Here is a 14,420-nt window from a genome sequence, read left to right as displayed (position 1 = left end):
ATCCCGGTTAGATATCGGCGAGTTCGGCGACGAAGTCATAGGCGTCGCCGCGGTAATAGGACCGCGTGAACTCCGCGGGGCGGCCATCGCGCAGGAACCCGCGGCGCTCGATCAGCAGCCCGGCATGCCCCGCATCGACGCCCAGCATCCGCGCATGCTCGCCACCGAACGGCACCGCACGCAGCCGCTGCAGCGCGCGCACCGGTCGGCTCCCGGCCTTCTCCAGCGCGGCATAGAGCGAGTCCTCGACCACGCCGACCGAGGGCAGGCAATAGCCCGCGATGGTCGAGAATTCGAGCGCCATCGCCTCGTCGTCGGCAAAGCGGATGCGGTTGAAACGGAACACCGGCGCGCCCGGCGAAAGCCCCAGCGCCATCGCCTCCTCGGGATTGACCTGCCCTGCCGAGCGCGAGATCCAGCTGCTGCTCGGCGAACGCCCGCGCGCCGCCATGTCCTCGCTGAACGACGACAGTTTCGAGAAGCTCTTCTCGACGCGGCCCGCGACGAACGTGCCTGCGCCGCGGCGTCGGGTCAGCAGGCCTTCCTCGACCAGTCCGCCGATCGCCTTGCGCACCGTGATCCGCGACACGTCGTACTCGATCGCCAGGTCGCGCTCCGCCGGGATCGCGTTGCCCTGGACCAGGATCGCCTCGCCGATCGCGTTGCGGATCAGGTCCTGCAGCTGGAGATACAGCGGCGACGGATTGTCCGCCCGAAAACGTCCGATCTCGTCGGAAAACGCCATTGTCACTCCCCCAACCGGTCGCCCTCCACGAACGACCCTCCCCATGATAGGATCGAGCCTATCCAATGCGGGGGCAGCGGGCAACCAAGGTGACATTTACCCTAGATTGGTACTTAGTTAATGCCAATTCGCCAAGCCATCGATCAAGGGCGAAACCAAAAACCGGTTGTGCGTGGACCTATATTGGTTACGTTTGTGGGCAACGATCAGAGACAGGGGACGTGACCGTGCGGGATAGTTTGATGGATGCGGCGCGCCTGGCGATCGCCGTCACGATGGCCTGCACGGCGGGCGCCTCGATCGCCGACGCGCAGACCGGCGACCGCCTCCCACTCGTTCCCGCCCCTTCCGCCGTGACCCCCGGCATCGGCAGCTTCGCCATCGCCAGCGGGACCACGATCGCGGTCCCATCGGGCGACGCAGGCGCCACGGCAGCCGCCCGCCTGCTTTCCGCGCATGTTCTCACCGAACGCGGTCTCACGCTGCGCACCGCTAGCAGCGGAACGATCCGCTTCGTGCGCGACGCCGCCATCAAGGGCACGGAAGCCTATCGCCTGACCGTCGCCCAGACCGGCGTGACCATCGCTGCATCCGGAGACGCCGGACTGCTGTACGGCGCGATGTCGCTAGCGCAGCTGACCAGCCCCGACGACCGCTTCGGCCAGCCCGCCCGCGTCCCCGCGATGACGATCGTCGACGCCCCCCGCTTCGGCTGGCGCGGGCTGATGGTCGACACCGCGCGGCACTTCCAGTCGATGCCGTCGCTGTACGCGATCGTCGACCAGATGGCGTCGGTAAAGCTCAACACGCTGCACCTTCATCTGACCGACGACCAGGGCTGGCGGTTCGAGGTGAAAGCCTATCCGAAGCTCACCAGCATCGGCGGCTGGCGCACCCCGCCATCGACCGGCGGCGCGCCCGGCCCGCGCGTCGGCGGCTTCTACACCCAGGACGAACTCCGCAAACTGGTCGCCTATGCGCATGAGCGCGGCATCGTGATCGTCCCCGAGATCAACGTCCCCGGCCACGCCCAGGCGCTGGTCGCCGCCTATCCCGACCTCGGCGTGATCGGCGACGTGCCGCAGGTCAGCAACGAATGGGGCGTGAACCCCTATCTGTTCAACCCGAACGCCAAGGGCATCGCCTTCGTCAAGGCGGTGCTCGACGAGGTCATGGCGGTGTTCCCCGGCAGCTATATCCACCTCGGCGGCGACGAAGCGGTCAAGGACCAGTGGGAGCGCAGCCCGCAGGTCCAGGCACAGATCAAGGCGCTCGGCCTCAAGGACGAGAACGGCCTGCAGAGCTGGATGGTCGATCAGTTCGGCGAATATCTGGCGAGCAAGGGCCGTCGCCTGATCGGCTGGGACGAAATCCTCGAGGGAGGCCTGCCGCCGTCCGCGTCGGTGATGTCGTGGCGCGGCGAAAAAGGCGCGGTCGATGCCGCCAACGCCAACCACGACGTCGTCCTGACGCCGGCCCCGACGCTCTATCTCGACAGCCTGCAGAGCGACCGCAGCGACGAGCCGCCGGGCCGCCTGTCGATCTCGACGCTCAAGGACGTCTACAGCTACGAGCCGATGCCGGCAGGCATCGCCGCGGACAAGGCGCACCATGTGCTCGGCGCGCAGGGCAATGCCTGGGCTGAATACATCGTCACCCCCTATCAGATGCAGCATCTGCTGTTCCCGCGCGCCGCGGCGATCGCGGAGATCACCTGGTCCGCCAAGGCCAAGCGCGATTTCCCCGGCTTTATCGACCGCATTCAGCCGCAGATCCGGCGCTGGCGCCGTTCGGGCGTCGAGGTCGCGGACAGCGCGTTCGCGGTCAACTACACGCTCGGCGGCACACGCGGCGACGCGCTGCGCACCAACCGCACCAGCGTGACGCTGGCGACGCAGGCACCGTACGGCACGATCCGCTACACGCTCGACGGGTCGACCCCGACGGCGAAGTCGCCTGCCTATGCCGCGCCGCTCGCGGTGAAGACCGGCGTCTCGATCCGCGCCGCCGCATTCGATACCGCCGGCCTCCCGGTCGCCGCACCCCGCCTGTTCGACACCGGCCGCCAGGCGCTGTTGCAGCGGACCGCGTCCGAGATGATCGCCTGTCCGAAGGGGTCGCTTGGGCTGCGCGTCCCGCTGACCTCGGAGGCGCAGGCCAACGCGCCGGTGTTCAACGTCAATCTGTTCGACACCTGCACCGCCTATCCGGCCGCGCCGATGGACGTCGCCAAGGGCTTCACGATCGACGTCGCCCGGCTGCCACGCCATTACGGCCTCGCGCACGACTTCAAGGCGGTCCGCCAGCACTACAACGTCACCCCGCATGGCGAGCTGATCGTGCTGGTCGGCTGCACCGTGAAGGACGCCAAGCCGATCGTCGCCGCGACCTTCCCGCTGCCCGATCCGAACACCGCGCCGACGCAGTTCCGCTTCAAGGGCGATCTGCCCGCGCTGACCGGTGATCGCGACATCTGCCTGCAGTTCACCTCGCCGACGTCCGATCCGTTCTACGCGGTCGAGCGCATGCAATTGACGGAGACACGCTGATGCGTCGCTGGTTCGCGCTTCCGCTGATCGCGCTGGCAAGCCCCGCGTTCGCCGCCCCGAAAACCGTCGTCGCGCTCGATTCCGGCTGGCAGGTCCGGATCGACCCGGCCGATCGCGCCGCCACCGCGGCGCACGCGCGCGAGGCGAAATGGCTGGCGGCGACGGTGCCGGGATCGGTCCAGGAGGATCTGATCGCGGCGAAGCGCGTCTCCGATCCGTACCAGGGCACCAACGAGGCTGCGATCCAGTGGGTCGGGCTGACCGGCTGGCAGTATCGCCGCGTGCTCGACGTCACCCCGGCGATGCTCGCGCGCGGCCATCTCGACCTGGTGTTCGACGGGCTCGACACCTTCGCGACCGTCAGCGTCAACGGCCGCGTCCTGCTGCGGACCGACAACGCGCATCGCCGCTGGCGGATCGACGCCAAGTCCGCACTGAAACCCGGCCGCAACGAACTGCTGGTCGCGATCGCCTCGCCGATCCGCACGCTGCAGCCGATGGTGCTCGCCGAAAAGAAGTCGCTGCCCGGCGAATATGATTCCGCGTTCGGCGACGAGCCCAAGGGCCGCCAGACCTCGCCCTATATCCGCAAGCCCAAATACCATTACGGCTGGGACTGGGGCCCGCGCATCGTCGGGATCGGGCTGTGGCGGCCGGCGCGGATCGAGGCATGGGACGATGCCCGCATCGACAGCCTGCGCATCGACCAGGATTCGCTGAGCGACGCCGAAGCGCGACTGACCGCCAAGCTCGACGTGGTCGCCGACACCGACGTCCGCACCACCTTCCGCGCGACGCTGGTCGGACCCGACGGCACCCCGCAGACGATCCAGCGCGACGTCACGCTCGCGGCCGGCCGCAACCTCGTCACGGTGCCGTTGACGGTCGCCCGCCCGCAACGCTGGCAGCCGGTCGGCTACGGCGCGCAGCCGCTCTACCGGGTCGACGCGGCGCTTGGCGGCGACGATGCGGCCTCGCGCACGATCGGCCTGCGCACCGTCGCGCTGATCCGCGACGGCGGCGGGTTCGGCTTCCGCGTCAACGGCACGCCGATCTTTGCCAAGGGCGCGAACCTGATCCCGTTCGACATGTTCCCGAACCGCGTCACCGGCACCTATATGCAGACCATCCTGCAGGGCGCGCGCGACGCCAACATGAACATGATCCGCGTCTGGGGCGGCGGCTATTATCTCGACGACGCGTTCTACGACCTCGCCGATCGCATGGGGCTGATGATCTGGCAGGACTTCATGTTCGGCGGCTCGGTCACCCCGCCCGACGCGGCGTTCCGCGACAACGTCCGGATCGAGGCGGAGGAACAGGTCACCCGGTTGCAGTCGCATCCCTCGGTCGTGCTGTGGGCCGGCGGCAACGAAGTGTTGTCGGGCTGGGAGAACTGGGGCGACCGCAAGGCGTATAAGAAGGCGGTCGGGCCGGACGAGCAGGAACGCGTCGGCACCGGCATGGCGGTGCTGTTCGATCGTGTGTTGCGTGAGGCGGTGACGACGCGGTCGCCCGGCGTACCCTATTGGCCGGGATCGCCCTCGGCCGACTACGAGGCGCCGACCGACACCGACGCCAATGGCGACCGGCATTTCTGGGACGTCTGGTCGGGCTCCAAGCCGGTCGAGCGCTATCTCGACAGCTGCCCGCGCTTCATGTCCGAATACGGCTTCCAGGCGATGCCCGACCTAGCCACCATCCGCGAGTTCGCCGGCAAGGGCGCACTCGCCGCCGACAGTCCGGTGCTGAAGGCGCATCAGAAATTCCTGGCGGGCGAAGGCAATGAGCGCCTGCTGATGTACCTGCGCGACCGGTTGCGCCCGGCACGCGATTTCGCGGACCTCGTCTATTTGACGCAGGTCAACCAGGCCGAGGCGATCCGGCTCGCGGCGCTGCACCACCGCGCCTGCCGGCCGGTGACGATGGGGTCGCTGTTCTGGCAGCTCAACGACGTCTGGCCCTCGATCAGCTGGGCCAGCATCGATCATGCCGGTCGCTGGAAGCTGCTCAACTACGCCGCACGCCGCTTCTTCGCACCCCAAGCGATCGTCGCCGAACACAAGGACGGCGTAACGCGGATCTCGCTGCTGTCCGATGCGACCACGCCGATCGATGCGCGCTGGCGCCTCCGCGTGTTCGACATGGACGGCCGTGTCCTGAAGGACACCAGCACGGCCGCGACGCTGCCGCCGCTGTCGTCGACCCTGGCCGCGACGCTCACCGACGCCGCGCTGTTCGCCGACGCACCGCCGGCTTCCAGCTACGGTGTCGCGGAGCTGCTGGTCGGCGACACCGTCACCAGCCGCGCGATCGTCGAGCGCGGGTTGCCAAAGGACATGGCCTATCCCGATCCCGGCCTAACGGTGCGCTGGCAGGGCAGCGACGCGACCGTCACCGCCACACGCCTCGCCCGCGCGGTGATGCTCGATTTCGGCGCGGTCGCGGCCCAGCCGTCCGACGACGGCTTCGACCTGCTGCCCGGCGAGAGCATCACCGTCCACGTCGCATCCAAGGCGTCCGCCGCGACGCTGCGCAAAGCCCTGACCCTGAGGACCCTGGCGAAATGATCTGGCTGTTGCTCGCCGCCGCCGATCCCGCGGTCGCAGATCCCGTCACCACCGCCGTCGCGGCAATGTCGCTGGAGGAGAAGGCGGCGCAGTTGCAAAGCACCGCGCCCGCCGATCCGAAGGCTGGCCTGCCCGCCTACGACTGGTGGAACGAGGGGCTGCACGGCCTCGCCCGCAACGGCCACGCCACCGTCTTCCCACAGGCGATCGGCATGGCCGCGACCTGGGATACCGCGCTGGTCGCGAAGATCGGCGACGTCGTCGCGACCGAGGCGCGCGCCCGCTTCAACGCGCAGGACGTTGGTGCGAACCGCCGGATCTACGAAGGGCTGACGATCTGGTCGCCCAACATCAACATCTTCCGCGACCCACGCTGGGGCCGCGGCCAGGAAACCTATGGCGAGGACCCCTATCTGACCGGCCGCCTAGGCGTCGCGTTCATCCACGGGCTCCAGGGCCCCGACCCGCTCCACCCGAAAGTCGTCGCCACCCCCAAGCATTTCGCGGTGCACAGCGGCCCCGAGGCCGGGCGCGACAGCTTCGACGTCGATCCCAGTCCCTATGATCTGGAGGCGACCTACTTCCCCGCGTTCCGGCTCGCCGTCACCGAGGGCAAGGCGCAGTCGCTGATGTGCGCCTACAACTCGATCCACGGCGTCCCCGCCTGTGCCTCCGCACCGTTGATGATCGACCGGCTCAGGCGCGACTGGGGGTTCAAGGGCTTCACCGTGTCGGACTGCGATGCGGTGTCGAACATCAGCCTATACCACCACTACCGCCTCGACGCCGCAGGCGCAGCCGCCGCCGCGATCAAGGGCGGCACCGATCTCAACTGCGGCAGCGCCTACGCCGCCCTCCCCGCCGCGGTCCGCCAGGGCCTCGTCACCGAAGCGGAGGTCGACACCGCGCTGATCCGCTCGCTCGAAGCCCGCCGCGCGCTCGGCACGGTATTCGGCGCCGCCAACCCGTGGCGCAGCATCGGCACCGACCAGGTCGACACCCCCGCGCACCGAGCCCTCGCCCTCGACGCCGCGCGGAAATCGATCGTCCTGCTCAAGAACGACGCCAACCGCCTGCCGCTGAAACCCGGCGTTCGGATCGCGGTGATCGGCGCGGACGCCGACGACCTCGGCGTGCTGCAAGGCAATTACCACGGCACCGCGGTTGCCCCCGTCACCCCGCTGGAGGGCATCCGCAAGCAGTTCGGGGCCGCCAACGTCCGGTACGCGCAGGGCTCCTTGCTCGCCGACGGTGCCGCCGTGCCCGTCCCCGAGACCGTCTTCGCGGGCGGCCTGAAGACCGAATATTTCGCCGCACAAGCCGGCGTCGGCGCACCGACGCTCACGCGCACCGATCGCCACATCGACATCGACCACAACCGCGCGAGCCCGGCCCCCGGCCTCGCCAAAACCTTCGGCGTCCGCTGGACCGGGACCTTCACGCCCCCCGCCGCCGGCACCTATCCGCTGGTCGTCGACGTCCCCGCCTGCTGGAAGGACTGCGCGACGCACGACGCGGTCCGGCTCTGGATCGGCGACCGCCAGCTCTCCGCCGGCGAGGTCAAGAAGGGCCGCGTCGAGGTCACGTTGACCAGCGACGGCAAGCCCGTCCCGTTCCGCCTCGAACTCGATCACCGCAGCGACGACGAGGGCATCCGCCTGCTCTGGAGTCCCCCCGCACAGCCGCTGCTCGACCAGGCCGTCGCCACCGCGCGCGACGCCGATGTCGTGGTCGCCGTGATGGGCTTGTCGCCCGATCTCGAAGGCGAAGCACTCTCGGTCAGCGTCCCCGGCTTCGTCGGCGGCGACCGCACCGACATCGGCCTCCCGCTCGCACAGGTCCGCCTGCTCGAAGCGCTAAAGGCCACCGGCAAGCCCATCGTCCTCGTCCTCACCAGCGGCAGCGCCGTCGCGGTCGACCCGACCTCCGCCGACGCGATCCTCGCCGCCTGGTATCCGGGACAAGCCGGCGGCACCGCGATCGCCGAGACGCTGGCCGGGCTCAACAACCCGTCGGGCCGCCTGCCGGTCACCTTCTACAAGACCACCGGCGACCTGCCCGCGTTCACCGACTACACCATGAAGGAGCGCACCTATCGCTACTTCACCGGCACGCCGCTCTGGAGCTTCGGCCACGGCCTGAGCTACACCAGCTTCGCCTACGCCGCGACCAAGCCCGCGCTCAGCGTCGCCGCCGGACAACCGCTCACCGTCACCGCCAAGCTCTCGAACGCGGGCAACCGCGCCGGCGAGGAAGTGGTCCAGGCCTACCTCGTAGCGCCTCCCGCAAAGGCCGGCGGATCGACCACCCCCGTCCTCCAGCGCCAGCTCGTCGGCTTCGGCCGCGTCGCGCTGAAACCCGGCCAGTCGCGCACCGTGCCGATCACGATCGATCCGCGATCGATGAGCAGCGTCGCGCGCGACGGCACGCGGACGATCGTCCCCGGCGCCTACCGCCTCTATATCGGCGGCGGTCAGCCTGGCGACGGCGCGGGCCAGTGGAGCGACCTAACGATCACCGGCGCGACGGTGGAGTTGCCCAAGTGACCGCCTCGACCATGGACCGCCGTACCGTCATGGCCGGCGGCGCAGCCGGCCTCGCGCTCGTCGGCAGCCCAGCCTTCGCCGCCCGCCCCTCGCTGCCCAGCAAGCGCCCCGCGCTCGCCGACCGCAACTTCACCAGCCGCTCGGTCGAGCGCGAGATCGCGCGTGTCTCGGCCCGGATCGGCGACCCGAAACTGCGCTGGATGTTCGGCAACTGCTACCCGAACACGCTCGATACCACCGTCCGGATGTCGACGATCGACGGCGCGCCCGATGCGTTCGTCATCACCGGCGACATCCCCTGCCTGTGGCTCCGCGACTCCTCCGCGCAGGTCCGCCCCTATTTGCACCTGGCGGCACAAGACCCGGCACTGCGCACCCTATTCCGCGGGCTGATCGCGCGGCAGGCGCGCTCGATCCTGATCGATCCCTACGCCAATGCGTTCATGCAGGATCCCGCCGCGCGCACCAACCTCAGCTGGGCGCTGCACGACCAGACCGAGATGAAGCCGGGCGTCGCCGAGCGCAAATGGGAGATCGATTCGCTCTGCTATCCGATGCGCCTCGCGCACGGCTATTGGCAGGCGACCCGCGACCCCGCGCCGTTCGACGCGCGCTGGGCCGCCGCAGCCCGCCTCAGCATCGCGACCTACCGCGAGCAACAGCGCAAGGACGGCCGCGGCCCCTATCGTTTCCTGCGCGCCTCGACCCGCAACATCGAGACGATGCCGCTCGAAGGCTGGGGCAATCCGGCGCGCGCCAACGGCCTGATCCAGAGCGGCTTCCGCCCCTCCGACGATGCGTGCCAATATCCGTATCTGATCCCCGCCAATCTGTTCGCGGTCACGACCTTGCGCGAACTCGCCGTCGTCGCCAGCGAAGCCGCCCACGACACCGCACTCGCCACCGAAGCCACCGCGCTCGCCACCGAAGTCGAGGCCGCCTTGGTCGCGCACGGCCGCATGCGCCTCCGGGACGGCCGCGAAGTCTGGGCGTACGAGGTCGACGGCTTCGGCAACGCGATCTTCATGGACGACGCCAACGTGCCGTCGCTCTCCGCGCTCGCCTATATGGGGTGCGTCGCGCCGACCGATCCGCTGTGGCGCCGCACCGCAGACGCCGCCTGGAGCGACGCCAACCCCTATTTCTTCAAGGGCGCAAAGGCGGAGGGCATCGGCGGACCGCATGTCGGGCTCGGCCAGGTCTGGCCTATGTCGCTGATCATCCGCGCGCTGTCGGCCTCCGACGACGCGACGATCCGCGCGTGCCTGCGGATGATCCGCGACACCGATGCCGACACCGGCTTCATCCACGAAGCCGTCGACCAGGACGATCCCGCGAAATTCACCCGGTCGTGGTTCGCCTGGGCCAACGGGCTGTTCGGCGAACTGATCGTCCACCTCGCCGCCACCCGTCCGTCGCTGCTGGCGGCATCGCTGTGAGGCTGACCCGCCGCAGCCTGCTCGCCTCGACCGGTGCCGTCGCGGTCGCCGGCCTCGCGCCGCCCGCCGCCGCCCGCGCCCCCGCATCGCGCGCCGACCTGTGGATCGGCACCGGCGGCGACGGCCATACCTATCCCGGCGCCACCGTGCCGTTCGGCATGGTCCAGGTCAGCCCGGACACCGATACCGAGAACTGGGCGAACTGCTCGGGCTATCACCGCGGCGACCCGTCGATGATGGGGTTCTCGCATACCCATCTGTCGGGCACCGGCATCGCCGACATGATGGATGTGCTGGTCGTCCCCGGACGCGGACCGGTGCACCTGTTGCCCGGCGACGCCGCCATCCCCGGCAGCGGCTATCGCCAGACCTACGCGCAGGAAACCGCCGAGCCCGGCTATTACGCGGTCACGCTCGGCAACGGCGTCCGCTCCGAACTGACCGCCGAAGCCCGTGTCGGCTGGCAGCGCCACACCTTCCCCAAGGGGCCCGGGCATATCCTGGTCGACCTCGGCAACTACCGCGACAGCCGCCCCGGCGAAGGCCCGCTGATCGACCAGGGGCTGATCGAACTCGACACCGACGGCACCATCCGGGGCAGCCGCCGCACCTTCCGCTGGGCCAAGGGCCGCCGCATCCATTTCGCGCTGCGGGTGACGCCGAAACCCGACCGCATCACGCTCCACACCGGCCTGCAGCAGGTCGACGGCGCGATCGCCAGCGCCGACCGGGTGCGTGCGGTGCTGCATTACGACGATGCCGGCGCCAAGCCGATCGTCGTGCGCACCGCGGTCTCCGCGGTCGACCTCGCCGGCGCGCGCACCAACCTCGCGGCGTCCCTGTCCGCCGATTTCGACACCGCGCGACGCCAGGCGGTCCGCGGCTGGGCCACCGCATTGCGCGCGATCGAGGTCGAGGGTGGTACCGACGCCGCGCATACCATCATCGCGACCGCGCTGTACCATTCGATGCTGGCGCCGACGTTGTTCTCGGATGTCGACAACCGCTACCTCGGGCTCGACGGCGCGATCCACAGCGTCCCCAACGGAGAGGCCGCGTACAGCAGCTATTCGACCTGGGACACGTATCGCGCGCTGCACCCGCTGCTGACGCTGGTCGCACCCGATCGCGCGAAATCGCTGGTCCACGACCTGATCCGCCAGACCCAGCAAAGCCCCTACGGACCACCCTGTTGGCCGCTCCAGGGCGTCGAGACCGGGACGATGATCGGCGCGCATTCGCTCGCGGTGATGGCAGAGGCCGCGGCGAAGGGCATCGACGCCGATTATGCCGCGGCCTGGCCCGCGATCCGCGCGCGCGCGTTCGACCCGTCCGGCCCCGACCTCGCCAACAGCCGCGGCCGCGCAACCTATATCGCACGCGGCTACCTGCCCGCCGACCAGATCGATGAATCGGTCAGCCGGACCCAGGAATACGCCTATGACGATTGGGCGATGGCGAATCTCGCCGATCGCGCCAAGGCGACCGACGACGCCAAACTGTTGCGCGAGCGCAGCCGCAATTACCGCAACGTCCTCGACCCCGCGATCGGCTTTGCGCGGCCGAAACTCGCCGACGGCAGCTGGCTGACGCCCTATGACCCGATCCAGCTCGGCCATACCAAGCGCTACCGCGACTTCACCGAAGCGAACGGCTGGCAGACCAGCTTCCTCAACCAGCACGACATCTACGGCCAGATCGCGCATTTCGGCGGCGACGCGACGTTCGCGACCCGGCTCGACGCGCTGTTCGCGGCGCCATCGACTCTGCCAAAGGATGCGCCGCCGGACATCTCCGGGCTGCTCGGCCAATATGCGCACGGCAACGAGCCCGATCAGCACGTGCCGTATCTCTACGCCTATGTCGGCCAGCCGTGGAAGACGCAGCGGCTGGTCCGCACGCTGCTCGACACGATGTACCACGCCGCGCCCGACGGGATCATCGGCAACGACGATTGCGGGCAGATGAGCGCTTGGTTCGTGCTGTCCGCGCTCGGCTTCTACCCGGTCGATCCGGTCGCGGCGGTCTATGTGTTCGGGTCGCCGCTGTTCACGCGGGCGAAGGTCCGGCTGGGCGGCAAGACGCTGCGGATCGAGGCGCCCGGCAACCGCGCCGACACCCCCTATGTCGCCGCGGTGGAATGGAACGGCCGTCCCTGGACCAGGAGCTGGATCGCGCATGCCGATCTGGTCCGCGGCGGGACGCTGCGCTTCACGATGTCGGCAACCCCCAATCCGGCGTTCGGCGCGAAGCCCGCGGACCGGCCGCCCTCGTTCGGCAAGCCTGCCGAGTGATCCCTTGGAGACGATGATGACCGACGTTTCGCGCCGCCTGCTGCTCGCCTCGGGCATTGCGGCCACCGCCGTTCCCGCGCTCGCCGCTACCCGGGCGACGCCGCCCGAACCGTGGGGCGCGACGCCCTCGAAGCGCCAGCTCGCCTGGCATGCGCGCGAGCAATATGCCTTCGTGCATTTCTCGATCAACACCTTCACCGATCGCGAATGGGGCTTCGGCGACGAGGATCCGAAGCTCTTCGATCCGTCGGACTTCTCGCCCGACCAGATCGTCGCCGCGGCCAAGGCGGGCGGCATGCGCGGGATCATCCTGACCGCCAAGCATCACGACGGCTTCTGCCTTTGGCCGACGATGCTGACCGAACATTGCATCCGCAACAGCCCCTACAAGGGCGGCAAGGGCGATGTCGTCGGCGAGATGGAGCGCGCCACTCGCCGCGCCGGTCTCGATTTCGGCCTCTATCTCTCGCCCTGGGATCGCAACCACGCGGAGTACGGCCGCCCGGCCTATGTCGAGTATTTCCGCAAACAGGTGGTCGAACTCTGCACCCGCTACGGCGCGCTGTTCGAATTCTGGTTCGACGGCGCCAACGGCGGCGACGGCTATTACGGCGGCGCGCGCGAGACGCGAAAGATCGACGCGCCGAAATACTATAACTGGCCGTCGATCATCGCGCTGGTCCACCAGCATCAGCCGATGGCGTGCACCTTCGATCCGCTCGGCGCCGACGTCCGCTGGGTCGGCAACGAGGACGGCGTCGCCGGCGATCCGTGCTGGCCGACGATGCCGAACCATCCCTATGTCCAGACCGAGGGCAATTCGGGGGTGCGCGGCGCGCCGCTCTGGTGGCCGGCCGAGACCGACGTCTCGATCCGCCCCGGCTGGTTCCACCACGCCGACGAGGATTCGAAGGTCAAGACACCCGCGCGCCTGCTGACGCTGTACGACGAATCGATCGGACGCGGCACCAACCTCAACCTCAATCTACCGCCCGATCAGCGTGGCCGGCTTGCAGACATCGACGTCGCGGTGCTGCGGTCGTTCGGCGCCGCGCAGGCCGCGACCTATGCCACCGATCTCGCCCGCGGCGCCGTCGCCAGCGCCAGCCACGTCCGCGGCCCGGGCTTCGTCGCCGCCAACGTCCTCGACGGCGATCCGACCCGCTACTGGTCGTCACCCGACGGCATCACCACCCCCACGCTCACCCTCGACCTGCCGCCGGGCCGCGGGTTCGACCTGATCCGCCTCCGCGAATATCTCCCGCTCGGCCTCCGCGTCACGCGCTTCGCCGTCGACGCGCAAGTGGGTGGCAAGTGGCAGATGCTCGCCGAGAAATCCTGCATCGGCCCGCAGCGCATCATCCGCCTGCCGAAACCGATCGCCGCGCGCCAGCTCCGGCTGCGCATCCTGGAGGGACCGGCCTGCCCCGCGATCAGCGAGATCGCGCTGTTCCGCCAGGTCGCGCCCGCACCCGTCGCCGCGGTCAAGCCGACGGACTCCGGCATGCTGTCCCCCGCGCGCTGGACGATTGCCGCAGCGTCCGCGCCGGGTGCCGAAGCCCTGCTCGACGACGACACCGCCACCGCGTGGAAAGCCCCCGCCCCGACCCCCGGCGCGCCCGCCTCGGTGACGATCGATCTCGGCGCGGCGGAGACGCTCGCCGGGTTCGTCCTGACGCCGTCGCGCGCGGTCATGGCCAACACCGCACCGCCGCGGGGCTACCGCGTCGAGTCCAGTCCGGACGGCAAGGCCTGGCACGCGGTCGCCGCCGGTGAACTCCCCAACATCGCCTACGCGCTTGCCGCCCAGCGAATCGCATTCGGCGCCCCGCTGACCACCCGCTGGCTGCGATTCACCTTCGCCGAGACCGCCGTCCCCGCACAGAAACTGGCGATCGCCGGACTCGGCGCGTTCCGGCCGAAGCCACCCGCCTGATCCTGCCGCCACAAGAACAGGAATAGAACAAAACGAATCGGGGTCGGCGGCTCCAGGCAGTCCGCCACCCTCGACCCCGGATAAAGCCGCTAGCCGATATGGTATCCGTCCCCGCCGACCCACTACTAGCAGTAGTGGCCGGCGCCGACCACTCGTGCGAAAATTCGGAAATACGGGCTAGCGGTACCCCCCGAAACTGCGTAGGAAATAGGGCGTCGCCACTGTGGGATTCCCAGACCCGGATTGACGGTTTTTTCTCGAGCAAGTCGGAGGTGGAGTGTGCAGCGTAGCCAGGATTCCTCGCGTCCGACGCAGGCTCCCGTCCGTCCCGCAACCGCCCG

The 14,420-nt window shown here is 69.3% G+C and carries 7 protein-coding genes; 6 read left to right on the top strand and 1 reads right to left on the bottom strand.

The annotated features are described in order from the left end of the window. Positions 1-7: 7 nt before the first annotated feature. Positions 8-745, bottom strand: coding sequence for a GntR family transcriptional regulator (locus SJY20_RS03520; protein WP_380785218.1), 738 nt, complete (start codon positions 743-745; stop codon positions 8-10). 242 nt (positions 746-987) lie between these two features. Between SJY20_RS03520 and SJY20_RS03515 the strand changes: the two genes are divergently transcribed. From SJY20_RS03515 to SJY20_RS03490, 6 genes are read left to right on the top strand one after another with little or no spacing between them, the layout of a single operon-like run. Continuing rightward, the gene (locus tag SJY20_RS03515) at positions 988-3,294 is read left to right on the top strand and encodes a beta-N-acetylhexosaminidase (protein ID WP_380785217.1); all 2,307 of its coding nucleotides are present in this window, start codon (positions 988-990) and stop codon (positions 3,292-3,294) included. Beyond that, positions 3,294-5,864 carry a glycoside hydrolase family 2 protein gene (locus SJY20_RS03510; protein WP_380785216.1) on the top strand — a complete coding sequence of 857 codons (2,571 nt, stop codon included), beginning with the start codon at positions 3,294-3,296 and terminating at the stop codon, positions 5,862-5,864. The genes SJY20_RS03515 and SJY20_RS03510 overlap by 1 nt, the downstream gene beginning before the upstream one ends. Continuing rightward, complete coding sequence (locus tag SJY20_RS03505) at positions 5,861-8,410, top strand: glycoside hydrolase family 3 C-terminal domain-containing protein (RefSeq protein ID WP_380785215.1); 2,550 nt, start codon at positions 5,861-5,863, stop codon at positions 8,408-8,410. The genes SJY20_RS03510 and SJY20_RS03505 overlap by 4 nt, the downstream gene beginning before the upstream one ends. 29 nt (positions 8,411-8,439) lie before the next feature. Then, on the top strand, positions 8,440-9,849 hold the full coding sequence (locus tag SJY20_RS03500; RefSeq protein WP_380788548.1) for a glycoside hydrolase family 125 protein: 1,410 nt from the start codon (positions 8,440-8,442) through the stop codon (positions 9,847-9,849). Then, positions 9,846-12,143, top strand: coding sequence for a GH92 family glycosyl hydrolase (locus SJY20_RS03495; RefSeq protein WP_380785214.1), 2,298 nt, complete (start codon positions 9,846-9,848; stop codon positions 12,141-12,143). The genes SJY20_RS03500 and SJY20_RS03495 overlap by 4 nt, the downstream gene beginning before the upstream one ends. Before the next feature lie 16 nt (positions 12,144-12,159). Further along, positions 12,160-14,079 (top strand): alpha-L-fucosidase, encoded by a 1,920-nt coding sequence (locus SJY20_RS03490; RefSeq protein ID WP_380785213.1) that lies wholly within the window; start codon positions 12,160-12,162, stop codon positions 14,077-14,079. The last annotated feature ends 341 nt before the right edge of the window (positions 14,080-14,420 follow it).

It is taken from the genome of Sphingomonas sp. R86521 (assembly GCF_042466235.1).
Lineage (GTDB): Bacteria > Pseudomonadota > Alphaproteobacteria > Sphingomonadales > Sphingomonadaceae > Sphingomonas.
The sequence above is the reverse complement of the archived record's forward strand: the minus strand, read 5'-3'. Positions and strand labels throughout refer to the sequence as shown.

Excerpts from the sequence above, each read along its gene's own strand:
- SJY20_RS03510 (WP_380785216.1), top strand. The coding sequence starts at position 3,294 with ATGCGTCGCTGGTTCGCGCTTCCGCTGATCGCGCTGGCAAGCCCCGCG.
- SJY20_RS03490 (WP_380785213.1), top strand. The coding sequence starts at position 12,160 with ATGACCGACGTTTCGCGCCGCCTGCTGCTCGCCTCGGGCATTGCGGCC.
- SJY20_RS03505 (WP_380785215.1), top strand. The coding sequence starts at position 5,861 with ATGATCTGGCTGTTGCTCGCCGCCGCCGATCCCGCGGTCGCAGATCCC.
- SJY20_RS03515 (WP_380785217.1), top strand. The coding sequence starts at position 988 with ATGGATGCGGCGCGCCTGGCGATCGCCGTCACGATGGCCTGCACGGCG.
- SJY20_RS03520 (WP_380785218.1), bottom strand. The coding sequence starts at position 745 with ATGGCGTTTTCCGACGAGATCGGACGTTTTCGGGCGGACAATCCGTCG.
- SJY20_RS03500 (WP_380788548.1), top strand. The coding sequence starts at position 8,440 with ATGGCCGGCGGCGCAGCCGGCCTCGCGCTCGTCGGCAGCCCAGCCTTC.